Origin of the sequence: Variovorax sp. dw_308 (genome assembly GCF_019207085.1) — a bacterium.
Classification (GTDB): Bacteria; Pseudomonadota; Gammaproteobacteria; order Burkholderiales; family Burkholderiaceae_C; genus Variovorax.
In genome coordinates, this window is the sequence record NZ_JAATOM010000003.1 from 580,727 (window position 1) to 602,468 (window position 21,742).

Annotated in this window: 23 protein-coding genes and 1 pseudogene; 17 read left to right on the forward strand and 7 right to left on the reverse strand. The window is 65.0% G+C overall.

Going from position 1 to position 21,742, the window contains the following annotated elements; all coding sequences use genetic code 11:
• Nucleotides 1–13 precede the first annotated feature (13 nt).
• Nucleotides 14–595 carry a hypothetical protein gene (locus tag HCU76_RS09215; RefSeq protein ID WP_218509060.1) on the reverse strand — a complete coding sequence of 194 codons (582 nt, stop codon included), beginning with the start codon at nt 593–595 and terminating at the stop codon, nt 14–16.
• Nucleotides 592–825 (reverse strand): annotated as a pseudogene (locus tag HCU76_RS09220) (DUF2827 family protein); the annotation flags it as partial. The pseudogene HCU76_RS09220 and the gene HCU76_RS09215, both read right to left, overlap by 4 nt.
• 4 nt (nt 826–829) lie before the next feature.
• Between HCU76_RS09220 and HCU76_RS09225 the strand changes: the two are divergent.
• Nucleotides 830–1,057: a DUF2827 family protein gene (locus HCU76_RS09225; RefSeq protein ID WP_371319783.1), complete on the forward strand. Its 228-nt coding sequence runs from the start codon at nt 830–832 to the stop codon at nt 1,055–1,057.
• A 108-nt stretch (nt 1,058–1,165) separates the two neighbouring features.
• On the forward strand, nt 1,166–1,672 hold the full coding sequence (locus HCU76_RS09230) for a pyridoxamine 5'-phosphate oxidase family protein (protein WP_213955513.1): 507 nt from the start codon (nt 1,166–1,168) through the stop codon (nt 1,670–1,672).
• A 63-nt stretch (nt 1,673–1,735) separates the two neighbouring features.
• Here the strand turns inward: HCU76_RS09230 and acnB are convergent, their stop codons facing one another.
• From acnB to HCU76_RS09255, 5 genes are all read right to left on the reverse strand, one after another.
• Complete coding sequence (gene acnB / locus HCU76_RS09235; RefSeq protein ID WP_218509062.1) at nt 1,736–4,321, reverse strand: bifunctional aconitate hydratase 2/2-methylisocitrate dehydratase; 2,586 nt, start codon at nt 4,319–4,321, stop codon at nt 1,736–1,738.
• Between the two features lie 68 nt (nt 4,322–4,389).
• Nucleotides 4,390–4,935, reverse strand: coding sequence for a hypothetical protein (locus HCU76_RS09240; protein WP_213955511.1), 546 nt, complete (start codon nt 4,933–4,935; stop codon nt 4,390–4,392).
• A gap of 34 nt (nt 4,936–4,969) precedes the next feature.
• A complete protein-coding gene (locus HCU76_RS09245; RefSeq protein WP_218509063.1) occupies nt 4,970–5,989 on the reverse strand; it encodes a CoA ester lyase in 1,020 nt (339 codons plus the stop codon).
• A complete protein-coding gene (gene tam, locus HCU76_RS09250; protein WP_213955509.1) occupies nt 5,986–6,765 on the reverse strand; it encodes a trans-aconitate 2-methyltransferase in 780 nt (259 codons plus the stop codon). The genes HCU76_RS09245 and tam overlap by 4 nt, the downstream gene beginning before the upstream one ends.
• 8 nt (nt 6,766–6,773) lie before the next feature.
• A complete protein-coding gene (locus tag HCU76_RS09255) occupies nt 6,774–7,760 on the reverse strand; it encodes a malate dehydrogenase (RefSeq protein WP_213955508.1) in 987 nt (328 codons plus the stop codon).
• Nucleotides 7,761–7,960: 200 nt separating this feature from the next.
• Between HCU76_RS09255 and HCU76_RS09260 the strand changes: the two genes are divergently transcribed.
• The 15 genes from HCU76_RS09260 to HCU76_RS09330 form a co-directional block, all read left to right on the forward strand.
• Nucleotides 7,961–8,722: a GntR family transcriptional regulator gene (locus tag HCU76_RS09260; protein WP_218509064.1), complete on the forward strand. Its 762-nt coding sequence runs from the start codon at nt 7,961–7,963 to the stop codon at nt 8,720–8,722.
• Between the two features lie 238 nt (nt 8,723–8,960).
• On the forward strand, nt 8,961–9,407 hold the full coding sequence (gene sdhC / locus HCU76_RS09265; protein ID WP_213955506.1) for a succinate dehydrogenase, cytochrome b556 subunit: 447 nt from the start codon (nt 8,961–8,963) through the stop codon (nt 9,405–9,407).
• A 14-nt stretch (nt 9,408–9,421) separates the two neighbouring features.
• Complete coding sequence (sdhD, locus tag HCU76_RS09270) at nt 9,422–9,787, forward strand: succinate dehydrogenase, hydrophobic membrane anchor protein (RefSeq protein ID WP_213955505.1); 366 nt, start codon at nt 9,422–9,424, stop codon at nt 9,785–9,787.
• A 42-nt stretch (nt 9,788–9,829) separates the two neighbouring features.
• Nucleotides 9,830–11,638, forward strand: a complete 1,809-nt coding sequence (gene sdhA, locus HCU76_RS09275) for a succinate dehydrogenase flavoprotein subunit (protein WP_213955504.1) — start codon at nt 9,830–9,832, stop codon at nt 11,636–11,638.
• A gap of 24 nt (nt 11,639–11,662) precedes the next feature.
• Complete coding sequence (locus tag HCU76_RS09280; protein ID WP_213955503.1) at nt 11,663–12,364, forward strand: succinate dehydrogenase iron-sulfur subunit; 702 nt, start codon at nt 11,663–11,665, stop codon at nt 12,362–12,364.
• Between the two features lie 11 nt (nt 12,365–12,375).
• Nucleotides 12,376–12,654: a succinate dehydrogenase assembly factor 2 gene (locus tag HCU76_RS09285; protein ID WP_213955502.1), complete on the forward strand. Its 279-nt coding sequence runs from the start codon at nt 12,376–12,378 to the stop codon at nt 12,652–12,654.
• Between the two features lie 47 nt (nt 12,655–12,701).
• Nucleotides 12,702–14,012 carry a citrate synthase gene (gltA, locus tag HCU76_RS09290; RefSeq protein ID WP_213955501.1) on the forward strand — a complete coding sequence of 437 codons (1,311 nt, stop codon included), beginning with the start codon at nt 12,702–12,704 and terminating at the stop codon, nt 14,010–14,012.
• A 162-nt stretch (nt 14,013–14,174) separates the two neighbouring features.
• The gene (locus HCU76_RS09295; protein ID WP_213955500.1) at nt 14,175–14,315 is read left to right on the forward strand and encodes an entericidin A/B family lipoprotein; all 141 of its coding nucleotides are present in this window, start codon (nt 14,175–14,177) and stop codon (nt 14,313–14,315) included.
• 163 nt (nt 14,316–14,478) lie between these two features.
• Nucleotides 14,479–15,435, forward strand: a complete 957-nt coding sequence (locus tag HCU76_RS09300; protein ID WP_213955499.1) for a LysR family transcriptional regulator — start codon at nt 14,479–14,481, stop codon at nt 15,433–15,435.
• A 33-nt stretch (nt 15,436–15,468) separates the two neighbouring features.
• Complete coding sequence (gene leuC / locus HCU76_RS09305) at nt 15,469–16,890, forward strand: 3-isopropylmalate dehydratase large subunit (protein WP_213955498.1); 1,422 nt, start codon at nt 15,469–15,471, stop codon at nt 16,888–16,890.
• A 150-nt stretch (nt 16,891–17,040) separates the two neighbouring features.
• Nucleotides 17,041–17,691: a 3-isopropylmalate dehydratase small subunit gene (gene leuD / locus HCU76_RS09310; protein ID WP_213955497.1), complete on the forward strand. Its 651-nt coding sequence runs from the start codon at nt 17,041–17,043 to the stop codon at nt 17,689–17,691.
• Nucleotides 17,692–17,704: 13 nt separating this feature from the next.
• Nucleotides 17,705–17,986: a hypothetical protein gene (locus HCU76_RS09315; RefSeq protein WP_213955496.1), complete on the forward strand. Its 282-nt coding sequence runs from the start codon at nt 17,705–17,707 to the stop codon at nt 17,984–17,986.
• Between the two features lie 30 nt (nt 17,987–18,016).
• Nucleotides 18,017–19,105, forward strand: a complete 1,089-nt coding sequence (gene leuB / locus HCU76_RS09320; RefSeq protein WP_213955495.1) for a 3-isopropylmalate dehydrogenase — start codon at nt 18,017–18,019, stop codon at nt 19,103–19,105.
• 88 nt (nt 19,106–19,193) lie between these two features.
• The gene (asd, locus tag HCU76_RS09325) at nt 19,194–20,366 is read left to right on the forward strand and encodes an aspartate-semialdehyde dehydrogenase (RefSeq protein ID WP_213955494.1); all 1,173 of its coding nucleotides are present in this window, start codon (nt 19,194–19,196) and stop codon (nt 20,364–20,366) included.
• Between the two features lie 146 nt (nt 20,367–20,512).
• Nucleotides 20,513–21,742, forward strand: a 1,230-nt coding sequence (locus tag HCU76_RS09330; RefSeq protein WP_305729947.1) for a FimV family protein, incomplete at its 3' end; no start/stop codon positions are given.

Genomic DNA, 21,742 nt, shown 5'->3' on the forward strand with positions numbered 1-21,742 from the left:
ATTCTTCTTGCCTTCAACGCTTTGGCGGCGGCGTAGCCGCGGCTGGTGCGCCAGGGTTCTTCCACGAATATTCGACGAACCTGCGGATGACCAGGCAGCCGGGCGGCGAGTCGATCAGCGACACCGAGGAGTTGGGCTCCTTCGGGTCCACGTAGACCGTGTAGATCGCCAACAGCTTCGTCATCTGGTAGCCGCCCAGCTCCTGCTGCGCAATGCTGGCGCAGGTGAAAGGCGCGACGGAGATGCGCTCCGCGGCGACGGTGCAGCTGCCATCGGCCTCCGGCAAGGTCGTGATCGACGCGGCCACGCCGGCGTTGGGGTATTCGATGCCGAGCATGGCAAAGGTCGCCCCGCCGTCGGGGCGCTTGCGGTCCCAGTCGAGCAGCAGGTCATGCGAACGCGCGCCTTGCAGGCTCAATGCCGACAGGCGCTGAATGGCGGGGAGGCAGCGCTTGATGCCCACGCTACTGGCGGCAATGCTGAGCTTGTCTTGCGGCGCGGCCGGCGGCGGCGCGAGCACGCCCTGCGCACACGCGAGGCTGCCCGCGAGGCTCAAAGCCGCGGCAATGGACGACAGCAGGCGGGGGTTCGTCATGTGCGGTTGAAGAGCGCCTCGATCGCGCCAGTGTAGGTGCGGACGTTGGCCTCGTGTTCGGGATCGAGCAAGGCCAGGAACTGGCGCGCTTGCGCCCGATACGCAGGCAGGTTGGCATCGTGTTCCGCGAAGGCGCGCCGCAGCGCCTGGCCGCCCTCCTCGCAGTCGAAGCCGTGGTAGCGATAGCCGCACCCGCCCAGCAAATGCGAGTTGTGGACCAGCGGGAACCCGCTCGTGCATAACGCTGCGCTTTGTCCGGACCTGGGCTACTACTACAAGGGCAACGACGTCAATGCCGGTGCCGCGCGCCTGCGCGAGGTCATCGACGGGCATGACGCGGACCATGCGGGTTACCGGGCACGGCAGCGCGCCCTGATTACCCGCTACCTCCCCGACAACGCCACGCTCGTCATGCGCTACGCCGAACTGCTCGACGAACTGGTGGCGCGGCCCGCGAGATGAAGCCCTGCGTCGGCGTTGGACGACATGCGCATGCGCGTTTGATCCGCGTGAGGGCTGCCGGTCGCGGCCTACGGTTGGCGTCCAGTCACACCGAAGGAGATCATCAACATGACCCAAACCGCGACCGCCAACGACCCGGGCAAGCTCTGGGACCTGATCAAGGGCACCCGCTTCGGCATGCTCACGCACCGCCACGAAGATGGCCTGCACAGCCACCCTCTGACCACGCAGAACAAGACCCTCGACGCCGATGGCAGGCTCTACTTCTTTGTCCCGAAGAACGGCGAGATCGCACGCCACCTGGTGCACGACGCCTCGGTGAACGTCGCCTATGCCAACACCGACGACGACACCTATGTCTCGGTCACCGGCCACGCCAAGCTCATCGAGGACCAGGCGCTGAAGGAATCGCTCTTCACCACCATGGCCAAGGCCTGGTTTCCGGAAGGCGCCAAGGATCCAAACCTCGGCCTGCTCGCCGTCGAGATCAGCAGCGCCGACTACTGGGACGTCGACGAGACGAAGGCCACGCAACTGTTCCGCATGCTGACCTCGGCCGTCACCGGCAAGCCGCCCACCGACATCGGCGAGCATGGGCGCGTGGTCATGAATTGAAGGCCCGCAAATACAAAAAAGCCCGCCTCTTTCGAAGCGGGCTTCCCTGGATGGCCGCTCAGGTCAGGCGTGAACCGTCGCTGCCGCCTCGGTGAACTCATCGATCTTGTCGAAGTTCAGGTACTGGTAGACCTGGTCGCTCGCAGCGGTGAGCACGCCCATGCCGGCCATGTACTCTTCCTTCGTCGGGATGCGGCCGAGCGTGGAAGCGATCGACGCGAGTTCGGCGCTGCTCAGGTACACGTTGGTGTTCTTGCCCAGGCGGTTCGGGAAGTTGCGCGTGCTGGTGGACACCACCGTCGCGCCTTCGCGCACCTGTGCCTGGTTGCCCATGCACAGCGAGCAGCCTGGCATTTCGGTGCGCGCACCCGCGTTGCCGAACACGCCGTAATGGCCTTCTTCCGTCAGTTGATTGGCGTCCATCTTGGTCGGCGGCGCGATCCACAGCTTGACCGGGATGTCGCGCTTGCCTTCGAGCAGCTTGGAGGCTGCACGGAAGTGGCCGATATTGGTCATGCACGAACCGATGAACACCTCGTCGATCTTGACGCCGGAGACGTCGGACAGCGTCTTCACGTCGTCCGGGTCGTTGGGGCAGGCCAGGATCGGCTCGTGGATGTCGGCCAGGTCGATGTCGATCACGGCAGCGTATTCTGCGTCGGCGTCGGGTTGCAGCAGCTGCGGGTCCTTCAGCCAGGCTTCCTGCGCGGCGATGCGGCGCCCCAGCGTACGGGCGTCGGCATAGCCTTCCGAGATCATCCAGCGCATCAGCGTGATGTTGCTGTTGATGTATTCGATGATCGGGGCCTTGTCCAGGTGCACGGTGCAGCCGGCGGCCGAGCGTTCAGCCGAAGCGTCGCTCAATTCGAAGGCTTGCTCGACTTTCAGGTCCGGCAGGCCTTCGATTTCGAGGATGCGACCCGAGAAGATGTTCTTCTTGCCCTTCTTCTCGACCGTCAGCAGGCCGGCCTTGATGGCGTACAGCGGAATCGCGTTCACCAGGTCACGCAACGTGACGCCCGGTTGCATCTTGCCCTTGAAACGCACCAGAACCGATTCCGGCATGTCCAGCGGCATCACGCCCGTGGCCGCAGCAAAGGCCACGAGGCCGGAGCCGGCCGGGAAGCTGATGCCGATCGGGAAGCGGGTGTGGCTGTCGCCGCCCGTGCCCACGGTGTCGGGCGTCAGCAGGCGATTGAGCCAGCTGTGGATCACGCCGTCGCCCGGGCGCAGCGAAACGCCGCCGCGGGTGCTGATGAAGTCCGGCAGCTCGTGGTGCATCTTCACGTCGACCTTCTTCGGATAGGCCGCCGTGTGGCAGAACGACTGCATGACCAGGTCGGCCGAGAAGCCCAGGCAGGCCAGGTCCTTCAGCTCGTCGCGGGTCATCGGGCCGGTGGTGTCCTGCGAGCCGACCGAGGTCATCTTGGGCTCGCAGTACGTTCCAGGGCGAACGCCTTGGCCTTCCGGCAAACCGCAGGCGCGGCCGACCATCTTTTGCGCGAGCGAGAAGCCCTTCTTGGTGTCCACAGGCGCTTGCGGCAGGCGGAATAGCGTCGAGGCCGGCAGGCCCAGCGCTTCACGCGCCTTAGTCGTCAGGCCGCGGCCGATGATCAGCGGAATGCGGCCACCGGCGCGCACTTCGTCGAACAGCACGTCGCTCTTCACGGTGAACTCGGCGATGACCTGGCCTTCCTTCAGCGCCTTGCCTTCGTAGGGGCGCAGTTCGATCACATCGCCCATGTTCATGTTGTTGACGTCGAGTTCGATCGGCAGCGCGCCGGCGTCTTCCATCGTGTTGTAGAAGATCGGGGCGATCTTGGCGCCCAGGCACACGCCGCCGAAGCGCTTGTTCGGGATGAAGGGGATGTCCTGGCCGGTGAACCACAGCACGCTGTTGGTCGCCGACTTGCGCGAGGAGCCCGTGCCCACCACGTCGCCCACGTAGGCGACCAGGTGGCCCTTTTCCTTCAGCGATTCGATGAACTTGACCGGGCCGCGCTTGCCGTCTTCTTCCGGCGTGATGCCGGGGCGTGCATTCTTGAGCATCGCCAGCGCGTGCATCGGGATGTCGGGGCGGGTCGTCGCGTCAGGCGCGGGCGACAGGTCGTCGGTGTTGGTCTCGCCGGTCACCTTGAACACGGTGAGCGTCATGCTCTGCGGCACTTCCGGGCGGCTGGTGAACCATTCGGCATCGGCCCAGCTTTGCAGCACGGCCTTGGCGTGGGCATTGCCCGCGTCGGCCTTCTCCTTGACGTCATGGAACTGGTCGAACATCAGCAGCGTCTTCTTGAGCGCCTCCGCGGCCACGCCGCCGACTTCGGCGTCGTCCAGCAGGTCGATCAGCGGGCTGATGTTGTAGCCGCCCAGCATGGTGCCGAGCAGCTCGGTGGCGTGTGCGCGCGAGATCAGCAGGCTCTTCTCGGTGCCGTGCGCCACGGCCGCGAGGTAGCTGGCCTTGACCTTGGCCGCATCGTCCACGCCGGCGGGCACGCGGTGCGTGATCAGGTTGAGCAGGAATTCGCCATCGTTCTGGGTGGCGACCTTCAGCAGCTCGATCAGCTCGCTGGTCTGCTTGGCAGACAGCGGCAGCGGGGGGATGCCGAGCGCGGCGCGTTCGGCAACGTGTTCAACGTAGGCTTGCAACATTTTTCTCTCCGTGTGACGTGGGAACTGCAGGCGGCGCAGGTTTCAAGCAAGAGCCGCGCCGCGGGGATTTACTTTTTCGGTGCGTCGGCACCTTCGAAAAGGTCCTTCGGCGGGTTCTTCTTCATGCTCTCGGCGAACTCGGCCTGCGCGGCGGCCTGGCACTCGTCGGCCAGGCGCAGACCCTGCTTCTGGCTCATCAGCATCGACTTGTTGCCGAGCTGCAGCCACATGGCTTCCAGGCGCGGGTCTTCCAGGCGGATGGCGCCGGTGCGGCTTTCCACCGGGTGCAGGCGGTACTTCACCTTGTTGTGGGTGAGGTTGAAGAAGCCCGGCTTCTGCGGGTCGGCCTCGATGTCCACGCTGGCGCCGAGTTCGCACTTGATGTTGCCGGTCGCCACGCGCTGGGCCACGGCCATGTCTTCGGGCGTCAGCACGATCTTGGTCTCATCGGAAATCGGCTGGGCTTCCTCGACCTTCTTGATGATCTTCTTCGGGACCACCTTCTGCGTGACCTTCTTGCCGGTCGACAGGGGCTTGGCCTTGGCCGCATCTTGCGCCGAGGCGGCAAGAGGCAGTGCCAGGGCCAGTGCCGCGATGAGTGCAATCTTCTTCATGGTGGATTCCTTCTGAGAGTGTTTTTGGAGCAGATCAGGATGTGGCGGGAACGCCAAACCATGCCTTGGCCCCGGAAGGCAAGGCACGGCCGGTGGCGTGCGCGCGCTCGAGCACCTGCCAATACAGGCGGTAGCTCGCGCGGTCGTGCAGCACGCCTTCGAAACTCACGGGCGCCCAGTTGGCGGCCTCGGCGGCGGCGACGATCTTCGCCGCCGTTTCGATCTGCCTCTCGCCCGGTGCGAAGGCATCGAGGATGGGGCGGATCTGGTTGGGATGGATGCTCCACATGCGCGTGTAGCCGAATTCGTTGGCCGCGCGCCTGGCAGCGGCGCGCATCGCGTCAATATCGTTGAATTCGGTGACAACACAATGAGACGGCACCTTGCCGTGTGCATGCGCGGCGGAGGCGATCTCGAGCTTGGCCCGCACCACCAGCGGATGCGTGAACTGCCCAGCCGCCGCCATGCCCTCGGCCGGAATCGCGCCCGCATGCGCGGAAACGAAGTCCATCAGGCCGAAGCTCAGCGACTGCACACGCGGATGCGAGGCAATGTCGAAGGCGTTGTGCACCGCCAGCGGCGATTCGATCAGCACCTGCAGCGGCAAGCCCTGCGCCCCGGCCGCGTCGAGCGCGGCGGCGGCTCGCACCACGTCGGCCAGCGACTCGACCTTCGGCACCATGATGTGGCTGAGCTTGTGGCCGGCTCGCCCGGCGATCGTGGCCACGTCGGCATCGAAGGCCGCGTGGTCCACCGGATGCACGCGCACACCAACGCGCATGCCGGGCGCCGCGGCCAGCGCGAGTTCGGTGACGAGCGCGGCATGCTCGGACTCGCCGCCGACCGGGGCGCCGTCCTCGCAATCGAGCGTGACGTCGAACACGCAGGCGCCGAACTCCTCGGCCATCTCGGCCTGGAGCGCGAGGCTCTTCTTCATGCGCGCCTCGACGCCGCTGTAGTGGTCGCACACCGGGAGCACGACGGAGCCGGCCTGTGCGGCGCGCAGTACGTCGCCGGGGCGAAGGGTGGGTGTATCCGGGGTGGTGGTGGTCATGCCTTCCGCGCCACGATGAACATGCGCGGAAACGCCAGCAGGCGCTTCTCGTCGGCACGTTCGGGGTAAGCCTGGTCGATGCGCCGCTCGTAGGCGGCCAGGTAGCTTTCCTGCAGCTCTGGCGACAGGCGGTCGACGAAGGGCTTCAGCCCGGTGCCGCGGACCCAGTCGACGATCGCGGCGGGCGATTCCATCGGGTGCTGGTACGCCGTGCGCCAGACGTCGATGCTCTCCGCCAGGGGCGCGAGCAGGTCGTAGTAGCCGTCGAGCGGCAGCAGTTCGGTGCGAAAGCGCGAGAAATCGCCGATCGCCTTGGCCCACGGCGCCTTGGCCGCGAGTTCGCGCATCAGGCGGTGCGTGGGTTCGTCGCGGTTGTCCGGCATCTGGATGGCGAGCGTGCCGCCGGGCGCAAGCGCCTCCAGCAGTCGCGGGAACAGGGTCTCATGACCCGGCACCCATTGCAGCGAGGCATTGGCGTAGATCAGGTCGGGCGGTACTTCAGGCTGCCAGGTCCAGATGTCGCTGAGTTCGAACTTCGCCGCCGGCAGGCGCTCCCGCGCCTTGACCAGCATCGGTTCGGAGTTGTCCGTGCCGGTCACGAACGCCTGCGGAAAGCGTTCGACCAGCAGTTCGGTCGAGTTGCCCGGGCCGCAGCCCAGGTCGACCACGCTGGCGACGCCCGCCGGATCCATCGCCACTCGGGCGAGCAGGTCGCGCGCCGGGCGAGTGCGCTCGTCCTCGAAACGGGAATAGAGCGCGGGGTTCCAGTCGAGCATGCCGCGGTTTAGACCAGGTGGGCCACGCCAGCTTGTTCGCCCTGCAGCTCTTCCAGGGTCTTGTTGATGCGTTCCCGGCTGAAGGCGTCGATCTCGAGGCCCTCGACCAGCTTGTATTCACCGTTTTCGCAGGTGACCGGGAAACCGAACATGACATCCTTCGGAATGCCGTACTGGCCGTCCGACGGGATGCCCATCGTGACCCACTTGCCGTTGGTGCCCAGGGCCCAGTCGCGCATGTGGTCGATGGCGGCGTTGGCGGCCGATGCAGCCGACGACGAGCCACGCGCCTCGATGATGGCGGCGCCGCGCTTGCCGACGGTCGGCAGGAAGGTGTTGGCGTTCCATTCCTGGTCGTTGATCATCTTGGCAACGCTTTCGCCGCTGATGGTGGCGAAGCGGTAGTCGGCGTACATCGTGGGCGAGTGGTTGCCCCAGACGGTCAGCTTCTCGATGTCGGCCACGGCCTTGCCGGTCTTGGCAGCGATCTGGCTGGCAGCGCGGTTGTGATCCAGGCGGAGCATGGCGGTGAAGTTCTTGCGGGGCAGGCCGGGCGCGCTCTTCATGGCGATGTAGGCGTTGGTGTTGGCGGGGTTGCCGACCACCAGCACCTTGACGTTGCGGCTGGCGACGGCGTCGAGCGCCTTGCCTTGGGCCGTGAAGATAGCGCCGTTGACGGCCAGCAGCTCGGCACGTTCCATGCCGGGGCCGCGCGGACGCGAGCCGACCAGCAGCGCGTAGTCGGCGTCCTTGAACGCCGTCATTGGGTCACTGTGGGCTTCCATGCCGACCAGCAGCGGGAAGGCGCAGTCGTCGAGTTCCATCATCACGCCCTTGAGCGCCTTCTGCGGACCTTCGACCGGCACTTCGAGCAAATTCAGGATGACCGGCTGGTCCTTGCCCAGCATTTCGCCGGAGGCGATGCGGAACAGCAGGGCGTAGCCGATTTGGCCGGCGGCGCCGGTGACGGCAACGCGGACGGGTTTTTTGCTCATGGGAAGACTCCAGAAGGTGGTGAAAGAGAGAGGATTCGCACCGCGACTCCCCCGCAGACGTCGCGGGCATCGCCGGACCCGGGGCCCGCGCGCAAAACCGGCCGGCATTTTAGGCCCCAAACCGCAGTTTCATGGCGCATGTCTTATGTCTTATATAAGATAGGGGCCATTCCGGCGCCCTCGCCGCGCTTGCCCACGCCATGAACACGCCCCTTTCCGCCCTGCCAGATACGCCGACGCCCGCGTTCAGCCCGCTGTATCAGCAAATCAAGGCCCTGATCCTGCAGAACCTGAAGGCCGGCGAATGGAAGCCCGGCGAGCCCATTCCGAGCGAAATGGACCTGGCCGCGCGTTTTCGGGTGAGCCAGGGCACGGTACGCAAGGCCATCGACGAACTGGCCGCTGAGAACCTGCTCGTACGCCGCCAGGGCAAGGGCACCTTCGTCGCGACGCACACCGAGCACCACGTCCAGTACCGCTTCCTCAAGCTCGTGCCCGACAGCGGCGACCTCAACACCGAAGGCCCGGCCGAGCGCACCATCGTGGACTGCAAGCGCCTGCGCGCCGCCGCCGACGTGGCGCGCGCCCTGTCCTTGCGCACCGGTGACGCGGTGCTGCAGGTGCGCCGGGTGCTGGCCTACGGCGGCGTGGCGACCATCCTGGAAGACCTGTGGCTCCCCGGCGTACCGTTCAAGGGCCTGACCGCGGAGCGTCTCACAGCGTGGCGCGGACCCATGTATTCGCTCTTCGAAGCCGAATTCGGCGTGCACATGATCCGCGCAGAGGAGAAAATCCGCGCGGTGCTGCCCGATGCCGCACAGGCCGAATTGCTCGCCGTCACCCACGCAACCCCGCTCCTGAGCGTCGAGCGCGTGGCCTACACCTACCACGACACCCCCATGGAGCTTCGACGCGGCCTGTACCGCACCGACACGCACCACTACCGGAACGAACTCGGATGATCTGCTGCTCCGCGCCCAGTCGCTGCGCCCGCCGCAAGGCCGGTGGCCGCTGCTTTTTGCGCAAACAGGGCTGCCAGCGAGCGATACCTTCCCGGATTCGGGCCCGAGAGCCCGAGTTACGCACTGTGTCGATGCACGACGCAACGATGCGTCATGGTGCATTGCAATACAATTTTTCGTTGTTTGCATTTGCCTTCACGAAACAAGCCGTCCCCACGAAAAGCAACGAAAGCCTCCCATGACTGAGCTTGCCTCCACCCCCCGGCCACCGCGCCGCGAATTCCGCAACATCAACGCATTCACCGATCTCCGGACGTACCGCCTGCCGCCAGCCGGCATCGTCTCGATCCTGCACCGCGTCAGCGGCTTCCTGATGTTCCTGCTGCTGCCGTTCATCATCTGGATGTTCGACACCTCGATCAGTTCAGAGCTCTCCTTCGAAAAATTCAAGGCCGCCTTCAACAGCGGCCTTGGTTACGTTCCGGGCGTGCTGATCAAGCTGGTGGCGCTCGCACTCATCTGGGCCTACCTGCACCACTTCATCGCGGGCCTGCGCCACCTCTGGATGGACGTGAGCCATTCGGCCGTGAGCAAGGAATTCGGCAAGAGTTCAGCCATGATCACGCTGTTCCTGAGCATTGCGCTCACCGTCGTGCTCGGCGCCAAGCTGTTCGGCCTCTACTGATCGGGAGCACAAAAATGGCAGTGAACTACGGCTCCAAGCGCATCGTCGTCGGCGCGCACTACGGACTTCGCGACTGGCTCAGCCAGCGCATCACGGGCGGCCTGATGGCGCTCTTCACGATCATCCTGCTCGGCCAAGTGCTTTTCAGCGTCGGCCCCATCGGCTACGAGAAGTGGTCCGGCATCTTCTCGCAGCAGTGGATGAAGGTGCTGACATTCGCGGTCATCGTCTCGCTGCTGTACCACGTGTGGGTCGGCATGCGCGACATCTGGATGGACTACATCCAGCCCGTCAGCATCCGCCTGCTGCTGCAGATCTTCACGCTCGTCTGGCTTGTCGGTTGCGCGGGTTGGGCCATTCAAGTGCTCTGGAGAGTGTGATGCCCTCACTCTCTTCGTCCCACCCCATCGCCGCCTGACCCCATGACCTACACCAAAGACCAAATCACCAAGCGCAAGTTCGACGTCGTCATCGTCGGCGCCGGCGGCTCCGGCATGCGCGCCTCGCTGCAACTCGCTCGCGCCGGCCTCAACGTGGCCGTGCTCTCCAAGGTGTTCCCGACCCGCTCGCACACCGTCGCCGCACAAGGCGGCGTCGGTGCATCGCTCGGCAACATGAGCGAGGACAACTGGCACTACCACTTCTACGACACCATCAAGGGTTCGGACTGGCTGGGCGACCAGGACGCGATCGAATTCATGTGCCGCGAAGCACCGAAGGTCGTGTACGAGCTCGAACACTTCGGCATGCCCTTCGACCGCAACCCGGACGGCACGATCTACCAGCGCCCCTTCGGCGGCCACACCGCCAACTACGGCGAGAAGCCGGTGCAACGCGCCTGCGCCGCGGCCGACCGCACCGGCCACGCGATGCTGCACACGCTCTACCAGAAGAACGTGGAAGCGCGCACACAGTTCTTCGTCGAATGGATGGCGCTCGACCTGATCCGTGACGAGGAAGGCGACGTCGTCGGCGTCACCGCGCTCGAAATGGAAACCGGCGACCTGCACATCCTGCAGGCCAAGACCGTGCTGCTCGCCACCGGCGGCGCCGGCCGCATCTTTGCCGCGTCGACCAACGCCTTCATCAACACCGGCGACGGCCTGGGCATGGCGGCGCGCTCGGGCATTCCGCTGCAGGACATGGAGTTCTGGCAGTTCCACCCGACCGGCGTGGCCGGCGCCGGCGTGCTGCTGACCGAAGGCTGCCGCGGCGAAGGCGCGATCCTGCTCAACAGCAACGGCGAACGCTTCATGGAGCGCTATGCGCCCACTTTGAAGGACCTGGCGCCGCGCGACTTCGTGTCCCGCTCGATGGACCAGGAAATCAAGGAAGGCCGCGGCTGCGGACCGAACAAGGACTACGTGCTGCTCAAGCTCGACCACCTCGGTGCCGAGACCATCCACAAGCGCCTGCCCTCGGTGTACGAGATCGGCGTCAACTTCGCCAATGTCGACATCACGAAGGAGCCGATTCCGGTCGTGCCGACCATCCATTACCAGATGGGTGGCATCCCGACCAATATCAACGGCCAGGTCGTCATCCAGCAGGGCGAGGAGAACAGCGCCGTGGTCAACGGCCTCTACGCGGTCGGCGAATGCTCCTGCGTGAGCGTGCACGGCGCCAACCGCCTGGGCACCAATTCGCTGCTCGACCTGCTGGTGTTCGGCCGTGCGGCCGGCAACCACATCGTCGAGTTCAACAACAAGAACAAGGAACACAAGCCGCTGCCGGAAGACGCCGCCGACCGCACGCTGGCCCGACTGAACGAACTGGAAGACTCCACCGACGGTCTGTACGCGCAGGACGTGGCAGCCGAGATCCGCGCCACGATGCAGCAGCATGCAGCCGTGTTCCGCAAGCAGGCCTCGATGGACGAAGGCGTCGAGAAGATCGCCGCCGTGCGCGAGCGCGTCCGCGCCGTCACGCTCAAGGACAAGTCGCGCGTCTTCAACACCGCGCGCATCGAGGCGCTGGAAGTCGACAACCTGATCGAAGTGGCGCAGGCCACCATGGTCTCCGCCGCCGCCCGTCGCGAATGCCGCGGCGCCCACACGGTGGAAGACTACGAACGTCCCGCGGACGATCCGGTCTCGCCGCTCGGCCGCGACGATGCCAACTGGATGAAGCACACGCTCTGGTACAGCGAAGGCAACCGCCTGTCGTACAAGCCGGTGAAGCTGCAGCCACTCACCGTCGCGTCGGTGCCCCCGAAGGTCCGGACCTTCTGAAGATCAAGAACAGGAATATCCACGATGAAGCGCACTTTCAAGATCTACCGCTACGACCCGGACAAGGATGCCAAGCCGTACATGCAGACCATCGAGATCGAACTCGACGGCCACGAACGCATGCTGCTCGACGCCCTGATGAAGCTCAAGGCGCAGGATCCCACGCTGTCGTTCCGCCGCTCCTGCCGCGAAGGCGTCTGCGGCTCCGACGCAATGAACATCAACGGCAAGAACGGCCTGGCCTGCCTGACCAACATGAACACGCTCAAGGGCGTGGTCGTGCTGAAGCCGCTGCCTGGCCTGCCGGTCATCCGCGACCTGATCGTCGACATGACGCAGTTCTTCAAGCAGTACAACTCGATCAAGCCGTACCTGCAGAACGACACCGTGCCGCCCGAGAAGGAACGCCTGCAGTCGCCTGAAGAACGCGACGAGCTGAACGGTCTCTACGAGTGCATCCTGTGCGCGAGTTGCTCGACGAGCTGCCCGAGCTTCTGGTGGAACCCCGACAAGTTCGTCGGCCCGGCCGGCTTGCTGCAGGCCTACCGCTTCATCGCCGACAGCCGCGACGAAGCCACCGCCGAGCGCCTGGACAACCTCGAAGACCCGTACCGCCTGTTCCGCTGCCACACCATCATGAATTGCGTCGACGTGTGCCCCAAGGGCTTGAACCCGACCAAGGCGATCGGCAAGATCAAGGAATTGATGGTCCGCCGCGCCATCTGACCTGAACAGCCATGCAAGCCACCGACAACCTCGACCAGCCCCTCGGCGCCCGTGCGCTGAGCAAGCTGAAATGGCGTTGCCGGCGCGGCCTGCTCGAAAATGACTTGTTCATCGCCCGCTTCTTCGAGCGGCATGAATCTCGCTTGACCGTCGGACAGGCACAGGCAATGGAAGCCCTGATGGACCTGTCGGACCATGATCTCCTCGACTTGTTGCTCAAGCGAAAAGAGCCGGAGCCTGCCTTGGCGGCGCCGGGCGTGGTCGATTTGTTGCATCTCCTGCGCGTCTGAACGCGCGCAAGCCTCCTTCCAGATTTATTTGAAGAAAGAAAGCCTCAATGAAAGCCTCTGACACCAAGGCCACGCTGTCGTTCAGCAACGGCACCGACAACATCGACCTGCCGATCTACAAGGGCTCGATCGGCCCGGATGTCATCGACATCCGCAAGCTGTACGCGCAGACCGGCATGTTCACCTATGACCCGGGCTTCATGTCGACCGCGTCGTGCCAGTCGGCCATCACTTACATCGACGGCGACAAGGGCGAACTGCTCTACCGCGGCTACCCCATCGAACAGCTCGCGACCAACTGCGACTTCATGGAAACCTGCCACCTGCTGCTGTACGGTGAACTGCCGAACGAAGCGCAAAAGGGCACCTTCACCAAGCTCGTGACCAACCACACCATGGTCAACGAGCAGATGCAGTTCTTCCTGCGCGGCTTCCGTCGCGACGCGCACCCGATGGCCATCATGACTGGCCTGGTCGGCGCCCTGTCGGCCTTCTATCACGACAGCACGGACATCAACAATCCGAAGCACCGCGAGATCGCCGCCATCCGCCTCATCGCGAAGATGCCGACGCTGGTCGCCATGGCCTACAAGTACACGATCGGCCAGCCGTACATGTACCCGAAGAACGAGCTGAGCTATGCCGGCAACTTCCTGCACATGATGTTCGCCACGCCGTGCGAAGAGTACAAGGTGAGCCCGGTGCTCGAGCGCGCGCTCGACCGCATCTTCATCCTGCACGCAGACCACGAGCAGAACGCTTCGACCTCGACCGTCCGCCTGTGCGGCTCGTCGGGCACCAACCCGTTCGCGGCGATCGCAGCCGGCGTGGCCTGCCTCTGGGGCCCCGCCCACGGTGGCGCCAACGAGGCGGCGCTCAACATGCTCTACGACATCCAGAAGGCTGGCGGCGTCGAGAAGATCGGCGAGTTCATCAAGCAGGTCAAGGACAAGAACTCGAACGTCAAGCTGATGGGCTTCGGGCACCGTGTCTACAAGAACTACGACCCACGCGCCAAGCTGATGCAGGAAACCTGCAAGGAAGTGCTGCACGAGTTGGGTCTCGAGAACGATCCGCTGTTCAAGCTGGCCATGGCGCTCGAGAAGATCGCCCTGGAAGACGAGTACTTCGTCTCGCGCAAGCTCTACCCGAACGTCGACTTCTACTCGGGCATCGTGCAGCGCGCCATCGGCATCCCGGTGCCGCTGTTCACCGCGATCTTCGCGCTGGCCCGTACCGTCGGGTGGATCGCCCAGCTGAACGAAATGATCGGCGACCCCGAGTACAAGATCGGTCGTCCGCGCCAGCTGTTCGAAGGCTCGGTCAAGCGCGACGTGCAACCGATCGCCACACGCTGAGCATCCGTCGGGGCCTCGCGCCTCACCTTTTGAAAGGCTGCCTTCGGGCAGCCTTTTTGCGTTTTGGCTGACAAGACGGCCCCGTGCATTTCCCTAATCTGCCGGTGCGGAGGGAAAACCGCCTCGCATTCCATTCAACCTACTGCTCCAAAGGAGTCTGATATGAGAAAAATCGCTGCATTGATGGCCGTCGCGTTCGCATTCGCCATTCCGCTGGCCGGCTGCAACACCATGAAGGGCGCAGGCCAGGACATGGAGAAGGCCGGCCAGAAGCTGGAAAGCTCCGCCGACAAGAACAAGTGACCTGGCGCCTTGCCGCCACCACTGGAAGCAGCGGGCCGAGCGCCCGCTTTTTTTCATCTTGAGGCAGCAACGGTGTCATCGTGTTTCACGATGACGGAAGGGTCAATTCCCTAGCAAAATAGCGCTCCGCTTCATCGCCTCCCGCGATGGCAGCCAGCGCACCGTGAACACCTCTGAACGCAGCTTTGCCCGCCGGATCGACCTGACCTCCCTGCAGCTCTTCGTGGCTGTATGCGAGTTGGGCAGCATCGGCCGCGCGGCGGAGCGCGAGTTCATCGCGGCGTCAGCCGTCAGCAAGCGCCTGTCGGACCTCGAAGCCACGCTCAACACCCCCCTGCTCTACCGCCATACGCGCGGCGTCGACCTGACGCCGGCCGGCGAGAGCCTGTTGCACCACGCCCGCTCGGTGCTCTACAGCCTCGAGAAGATGCAGGGCGAACTCAGCGAGTACGCCGACGGGGTGCGCGGCCATGTGCGCGTGCACGCCAACATCTCGGCCATCGTGCAGTTCCTGCCGGAAGACCTGGGCGCCTTCCGCCGCGCGCACGAGGCCATCAAGATCGACCTCGAAGAACACCTCAGCAGCGAGGTGCTGCGCGCGGTCCAGGAAGGCGCTTCGGACCTCGGCGTCTGTCATCTGGCCGACCACGACACCGAATTGCAGAGCCTGCCCTATCGCCACGACCACTTGGTGCTGATCGTGCCCGCCGGGCATCCGCTCGCGGGTGCGGGGCCCATCGATTTCGTCGATTCGCTGGAGCATGACCACGTCGGCCTGCACACCAACAGCTCGATCTATGTCGCCACGCGCCAGGCCGCGCTGGATGCCGGTCGCAGCATCAAGCTGCGCATCCACGTCACCGGCCTGGACGCCATGTGCCGGATGATCGAGAACGGCCTCGGCATCGGCGTGATGCCGGGCCAGGCATTCGACTTGATGCGCGGCGGTGTCGGCCGGCGGCTCACCAGCGTGGCACTCAAGGACGCCTGGGCGCAGCGCGAAATCCGCCTGGTCGCGCGCGACTTTTCCACACTGCCGGTCGCCGCCCGCACGCTCGTCCAGCACCTCCAAGCCTCCGGCGAAGCAGCCGCCCGCGAACCGGCCGAACTGGCCGCCTGAAACACAACGATCACCCCACGAAAGAAGACTGACATGGCACGCACGCTCTACGACAAGATCTGGGACGAACACGTCGTCCACACCGAGGAAGACGGCACCGCGATCCTCTACATCGACCGCCACCTGGTGCACGAAGTCACCAGCCCGCAAGCCTTCGAGGGCCTGCGCGAGGCCGGCCGCAAGCTGTGGCGCATCAGCTCGGTCGTGGCCACGGCCGACCACAACACGCCGACCACCGGATGGGAGCGCGGCTACGAAGGCATTGCCGACCCGACCAGCAAGGAGCAGATCACGACGCTCGACCACAACATCGCCGAATTCGGCGCGGCCGCGTTCTTCCCGTTCCTGAACAAGCGCCAGGGCATCGTGCACGTGATCGGCCCGGAATCGGGCGCGACGCTGCCGGGCATGACGGTCGTCTGCGGCGACTCGCACACCTCCACGCACGGCGCATTCGGCGCGCTCGCGCACGGCATCGGCACCAGCGAGGTCGAGCATGTGATGGCGACGCAGACGCTGCTCGGCAAGAAGGCGAAGAACATGCTGGTCAAGGTCGAAGGCAAGCTGCCGCTCGGCTGCACCGCCAAGGACATCGTGCTCGCGATCATCGGCAAGATCGGCACCGCTGGCGGCACCGGCTACACCATCGAATTCGCGGGCTCGGCGATCCGCGACCTGAGCATGGAAGGCCGCATGACGGTCTGCAACATGGCCATCGAAGCCGGCGCGCGCGCTGGCCTCGTGGCGGTCGATGAAAAGACGATCAGCTACGTCAAGGGCCGCCCGCTCGCACCCACCGGCGTGGAATGGGACCAGGCTGTCAGCTACTGGAAGACGCTGCAATCCGACCCCACTGCGCACTTCGATCTCGTCGTCGAACTCGACGCCACAAAGATCCCGCCGCAGGTCACCTGGGGCACCTCGCCCGAGATGGTCACGGAGATTAACGGCCGCGTGCCCGATCCCGACAAGGAAAAGGACGCCAACAAGCGCGGCGCCATCGAACGCGCGCTGACCTACATGGGACTGGAGCCGAACAAGGCGATGAACGACATCTTCGTCGACAAGGTGTTCATCGGCTCGTGCACGAACAGCCGCATCGAGGACATGCGCGAAGCCGCTGCCGTCGTGAAGAAGCTGGGCCAGAAGGTCGCGAAGAACGTCAAGCTCGCGATGGTCGTGCCCGGCTCCGGCCTGGTGAAGGAACAGGCCGAGCGCGAGGGCCTCGACGTGATCTTCAAGGCCGCAGGATTCGAATGGCGCGAGCCCGGTTGCTCGATGTGCCTGGCGATGAACGCCGACCGCCTCGAACCCGGCGAGCGCTGCGCCTCCACAAGCAACCGCAACTTCGAAGGCCGCCAGGGCGCCGGTGGCCGAACCCACCTCGTGAGCCCCGCGATGGCCGCTGCCGCCGCGGTGCACGGGCACTTCGTCGACGTGCGCACCTTCGCCTGAATACAAGAACAGCCGGCCGCGAAGGACGCGAAAAACTACGCGAAGAACGCGAAAGAAACCCCATGAATTTTGGCTGTTCTTTCGCGTCCTTCGCGCAATCTTCGCGTCCTCTGCGTCCGGCAGTCCGCTTTTGAATCTGGAGTCCTCACCATGCAGAAATTCACCGTACACAAGGGCCTCGTCGCCCCGATGGACCGCGAGAACGTCGACACCGACGCGATCATTCCCAAGCAGTTCCTGAAGTCGATCCGCAAGACCGGCTTCGGCCCCAATCTGTTCGACGCCTGGCGCTACCTCGACACCGGCGAACCGGGGCAAGACCCTGCCACCCGCAAGCCGAACCCCGATTTCGTGCTGAACCAGCCGCGCTATGTCGGCGCGTCGATCCTGATCGCGCGCCAGAACTTCGGCTGCGGCTCGTCGCGCGAGCACGCGCCGTGGGCACTCGACCAGTACGGCTTCCGCGCCATCATCGCGCCGAGCTACGCCGACATCTTCTTCAACAACAGCTTCAAGAGCGGCTTGCTGCCGATCGTGCTGCCCGAGGCGCAGGTCGCGAAACTGTTCGACGAAGTCTTCGCATTCCCCGGCTACCAGCTCACCATCGACCTGGGGCGCCAGGTGGTGGTGAAGCCCGATGGCACCGAACTCGCCTTCGACGTGCAAGCCTTCCGCAAGTACTGCCTCATCAACGGCCTCGACGACATCGGCCTGACGCTGCGCCACAAGGACAAAATCCAGGCCTTCGAGAAGGAACGCCTGGCCACCAAGCCGTGGCTCGCCCACACGATGGTGAGCTGACGCGATTGCCGCCATGCGTCGACTGTTCCAGCGCTGGGTGTTGTCGCGGCTGTGGCTGACCTTCATCGTCCTGTGCCTGAGCTTCTTTGCTTTCGGCGCGGGCACGTTGAACCTCATCTACCTGTTCCAGGCCAATGCGGCCTTCCTTGCCGAGCAGGGATGGCAGGCGGTCATGGACGGCGCGCTCGGTCAACTCTTTCATCTGCTGCTGAACGGCGTGCTGAGCATGGTGGCCTACGTGATCTTCAAGACCTGCGAGCATCGCTTGTCGCACTGGCTCGGCGACGAGCACTGACTTCCAACAATTAACAACCCTTCGACTCTCATGAAAATCGCAGTCCTCCCCGGTGATGGCATCGGCACCGAAATCGTCGCCGAAGCCGTTCGCGTGCTCGACGTCCTCGACCTGAAGTTCGAGATGGAAACCGCCCTGGTCGGCGGCGCCGCCTACGAAGCGCACGGCCATCCGCTGCCCGAGTCGACGCTCAAGCTCGCCAAGGAATCCGACGCTGTGCTGTTCGGCGCCGTCGGCGACTGGAAGTACGACAAGCTCGACCGCCCGCTGCGCCCGGAGCAGGCCATCCTGGGCCTGCGCAAGAACCTTGGCCTGTTCGCCAACTTCCGCCCTGCGATCTGCTACGAGCAACTGGTCGGCGCATCGAGCCTCAAGCCCGAACTCATCGCGGGCCTGGACATCCTCATCATCCGCGAACTGACCGGCGACATCTACTTCGGCGCACCGCGCGGCCGCCGCACCGCCGTCGACGGGCACTTTCCCGGCGCCGAGGAAGCCTTCGACACGATGCGCTACTCGCGCCCCGAGGTCGAGCGCATCGCCCGCGTCGCCTTCGAGGCCGCGCGCAAGCGCAGCAAGCGCGTGACCAGCGTCGACAAGGCCAACGTGCTTGAGACCTTCCAGTTCTGGAAGGACATCGTCACCGAGGTCGGCAAGGAATATCCGGACGTCGAACTCGACCACATGTACGTCGACAACGCGGCCATGCAACTCGTCAAGGCGCCGAAGAAGTTCGACGTGGTCGTCACCGGCAACATGTTCGGCGACATCCTCTCGGACGAGGCCGCGATGCTCACCGGCTCCATCGGCATGCTGCCCTCGGCCTCGCTGAATGCGAGCAACCAGGGCCTGTACGAACCGAGCCATGGCAGCGCGCCCGACATCGCCGGCAAGGGGGTTGCCAATCCATTGGCTACAATCCTCTCCGCTGCCATGATGCTCCGCTTCTCCCTCAACCAACCCGAAGCCGCCGCTCGTATCGAGTCGGCGGTCCAGCAGGTGCTGGCCGCAGGCCTTCGCACCGGCGACATCTGGTCGGAAGGCACGAAGCGCGTCGGCACCCGCGAAATGGGTGACGCGGTTGTTGCAGCAATCACCAAAAAGACGATTACCGGCTAACCGCAGCCCGCTTCGTCACGCCCCCCGGCTCGACGAGTCGGGCGCAAAGAGAAACCACTTTCTTTTTTGACTTAGGGCACTTTTCAAAATGGCGTACGCATCTCAACCTCTGGTCGGCCTCGTGGGCTGGCGTGGCATGGTCGGCTCGGTCCTGATGGACCGCATGCAGGCCGAAGGCGACTTCGGCCTCATCGAGCCGATGTTCTTCTCGACTTCCAACGCCGGCGGCAAGGCCCCGTCGATGGCCAAGAACGAGACCGCGCTGAAGGATGCGTTCGACATCGAAGCACTGAAGAAGTGCGACATCGTCATCACCGCCCAAGGCGGCGACTACACGAGCGAAGTCTTCCCCAAGCTGCGCGCAGCCGGCTGGAACGGCCACTGGATCGATGCCGCCTCGACGCTGCGCATGAAGGATGACGCGATCATCGTCCTCGACCCGGTGAACCTGCCCGTGATCCAGACCGCACTCAGCAAGGGCGGCAGGAACTGGATCGGCGGCAACTGCACCGTGAGCTGCATGCTGATGGGCGTGGGCGCGCTGTACAAGGCCGGCCTGGTCGAGTGGATGACCAGCATGACCTACCAGGCCGCATCAGGCGGCGGCGCACAGCACATGCGCGAGTTGCTGACGCAGTTCGGCACGCTGAATTCGGAAGTGAAGGCGCTGCTGGACGATCCGAAGTCGGCCATCCTGGAAATCGACCGCAAGGTGCTGCACAAGCAGCAGAACCTGTCGGCCGCGGAAACGGCCAACTTCGGCGCACCGCTGGGTGGCTCACTGATTCCGTGGATCGACAAGGACCTCGGCATCGGCAAGACGTCGCACGACGATGCCGAATGGGGCCTGTCCAAGGAAGAGTGGAAGGGCGGCGCCGAGACCAACAAGATCCTCGGCCAGGGCGCGGGCTTCGGCACCGCCGCCACGCCCGTCGATGGTTTCTGCGTGCGGGTCGGCGCGATGCGCTGCCACAGCCAGGCGCTGACCTTCAAGCTCAAGAAGAACGTGCCGACGGCGGACATCGAGGCGCTCATCGCGGCAGACAACGCCTGGGTCAAGGTCGTTCCGAACACGCGTGAAGCCACGCTCAAGGACCTGACGCCCGTCGCCGTCACCGGCACCATGAATATCCCTGTCGGCCGCATCCGCAAGCTGGCGATGGGTCCGGAATACGTCGGAGCGTTCACAATCGGCGACCAGCTCCTGTGGGGCGCGGCCGAGCCATTGCGTCGTATGCTGCGAATCCTGCTCGACGCCTGAAGCAGAGGGTGACGTTGCAAAACAGCCACGGAACTTTGCGGCCGAAGTTGGCACGCACTGGTCTGGTCTAAGCTGTTGCCTTGTCACTAGGGGGTGATGGTGTTAACGTTCTCTTACACTTCCGGGCCATGAAGCCCCCTATCAGCATGACCAGACCTCCGCTGCACGTGAACCTGAACCCGGTCACCCGGCCCACCCCGACGTCTTCGGGCAGCGGTCCAGTCTCACTGCTGAGCGCCGCCATCGCACTCGCATTGGGATTGGTGGTGAGCACGGATGCCAGCGCGCTGGCGCTGGGTCGGCTCAACGTGCAATCGGCCCTCGGCGAACCGCTGCGCGCCGAGATCGACGTCACCGAGATCAGTGCTGCCGAAGCTGACAGCATGAAGCTCAACATCGCGTCGCCCGAAGCCTTCCAGGCCGCGGGCGTCGCCTACAACACCGCCCTCGCCGACGTGCGCATGGTGCTGCAACGCCGCGCCGATGGCCGCTACGTCGTGCGCCTGGCCGGCAATCGCTCGCTCAACGATCCGTTCATCGACCTGCTGCTGGAAGCCAACTGGGGAGGCGGGCGCGTCGTGCGCGACTACACCGTGCTGCTCGATCCGCCGCGCAGCCGCCAGGCGGCCGCAACACCGATCAACCCGGTCGGGCCGCAGATCCAGATCGGCAACACCCCGCCGACGCGCATGGCCACGCCGCCCGCAGCGCCCCCGGTGGCGCAGGCAGCCCCGCCGCGTCCACGTCCGGCGCCTGTTCCCGCGCCCACGCCCGCACCGGCAGCCGAGCGCGCCGTGCGCACCGGCACCGGTGACGGCCAGCAAGTCGCGGTGCGCCCCGGCGACACTGCCAGCAAGATCGCCGGCGCCTACAAGCCGGCAGACGTGTCGCTCGACCAGATGCTGGTGGCGATGCTGCGGAGCAATCCGGATGCTTTCCTCGGCGGCAACGTCAACCGCATGAGGGCCGGCGCGGTCATCAACGTACCGAGCGCTGCGCAGGCCACCGCGACACCGCCCGACGAAGCCCGGCGCACCGTCACCGCGCAAAGCCGTGATTTCAACGACTATCGCCAGCGCCTGGCCGGCAACGCGCCGACCTCCCGGGTGGCTCGCGCGGATCGCCAGGCCGGAGGCAAGGTCCAGACCAATGTCCAGGACCGAAATGCCGCCGCAGCATCGCCCGACAAGCTCACCATTTCGCCAGGCACGTCGACCACGGCCGCCGACGAAAAGCTGGCGGCGGAACGCCAGGCCAAGGACACCAGCACCCGCGTGGCGGAGCTGTCGAAGAACATTTCGGAATTGAACAAGCTGCAGAGCGCGACCGCGCCTGCCGCCACTGCGCCCGCTGCATCGGCCGTTGCACCCTCTACA

Bases quoted from the DNA above. Each gene is read 5' to 3' on its own strand.
- sdhA (WP_213955504.1), top strand. From the start codon at position 9,830: ATGACCTACACCAAAGACCAAATCACCAAGCGCAAGTTCGACGTCGTC.
- leuD (WP_213955497.1), top strand. From the start codon at position 17,041: ATGCAGAAATTCACCGTACACAAGGGCCTCGTCGCCCCGATGGACCGC.
- acnB (WP_218509062.1), bottom strand. From the start codon at position 4,321: ATGTTGCAAGCCTACGTTGAACACGTTGCCGAACGCGCCGCGCTCGGC.
- leuC (WP_213955498.1), top strand. From the start codon at position 15,469: ATGGCACGCACGCTCTACGACAAGATCTGGGACGAACACGTCGTCCAC.
- HCU76_RS09230 (WP_213955513.1), top strand. From the start codon at position 1,166: ATGACCCAAACCGCGACCGCCAACGACCCGGGCAAGCTCTGGGACCTG.
- HCU76_RS09255 (WP_213955508.1), bottom strand. From the start codon at position 7,760: ATGAGCAAAAAACCCGTCCGCGTTGCCGTCACCGGCGCCGCCGGCCAA.
- tam (WP_213955509.1), bottom strand. From the start codon at position 6,765: ATGCTCGACTGGAACCCCGCGCTCTATTCCCGTTTCGAGGACGAGCGC.
- leuB (WP_213955495.1), top strand. From the start codon at position 18,017: ATGAAAATCGCAGTCCTCCCCGGTGATGGCATCGGCACCGAAATCGTC.
- HCU76_RS09215 (WP_218509060.1), bottom strand. From the start codon at position 595: ATGACGAACCCCCGCCTGCTGTCGTCCATTGCCGCGGCTTTGAGCCTC.
- HCU76_RS09315 (WP_213955496.1), top strand. From the start codon at position 17,705: ATGCGTCGACTGTTCCAGCGCTGGGTGTTGTCGCGGCTGTGGCTGACC.
- HCU76_RS09295 (WP_213955500.1), top strand. From the start codon at position 14,175: ATGAGAAAAATCGCTGCATTGATGGCCGTCGCGTTCGCATTCGCCATT.
- HCU76_RS09240 (WP_213955511.1), bottom strand. From the start codon at position 4,935: ATGAAGAAGATTGCACTCATCGCGGCACTGGCCCTGGCACTGCCTCTT.
- HCU76_RS09245 (WP_218509063.1), bottom strand. From the start codon at position 5,989: ATGACCACCACCACCCCGGATACACCCACCCTTCGCCCCGGCGACGTA.
- HCU76_RS09280 (WP_213955503.1), top strand. From the start codon at position 11,663: ATGAAGCGCACTTTCAAGATCTACCGCTACGACCCGGACAAGGATGCC.
- HCU76_RS09285 (WP_213955502.1), top strand. From the start codon at position 12,376: ATGCAAGCCACCGACAACCTCGACCAGCCCCTCGGCGCCCGTGCGCTG.
- sdhD (WP_213955505.1), top strand. From the start codon at position 9,422: ATGGCAGTGAACTACGGCTCCAAGCGCATCGTCGTCGGCGCGCACTAC.
- asd (WP_213955494.1), top strand. From the start codon at position 19,194: ATGGCGTACGCATCTCAACCTCTGGTCGGCCTCGTGGGCTGGCGTGGC.
- gltA (WP_213955501.1), top strand. From the start codon at position 12,702: ATGAAAGCCTCTGACACCAAGGCCACGCTGTCGTTCAGCAACGGCACC.
- HCU76_RS09260 (WP_218509064.1), top strand. From the start codon at position 7,961: ATGAACACGCCCCTTTCCGCCCTGCCAGATACGCCGACGCCCGCGTTC.
- sdhC (WP_213955506.1), top strand. From the start codon at position 8,961: ATGACTGAGCTTGCCTCCACCCCCCGGCCACCGCGCCGCGAATTCCGC.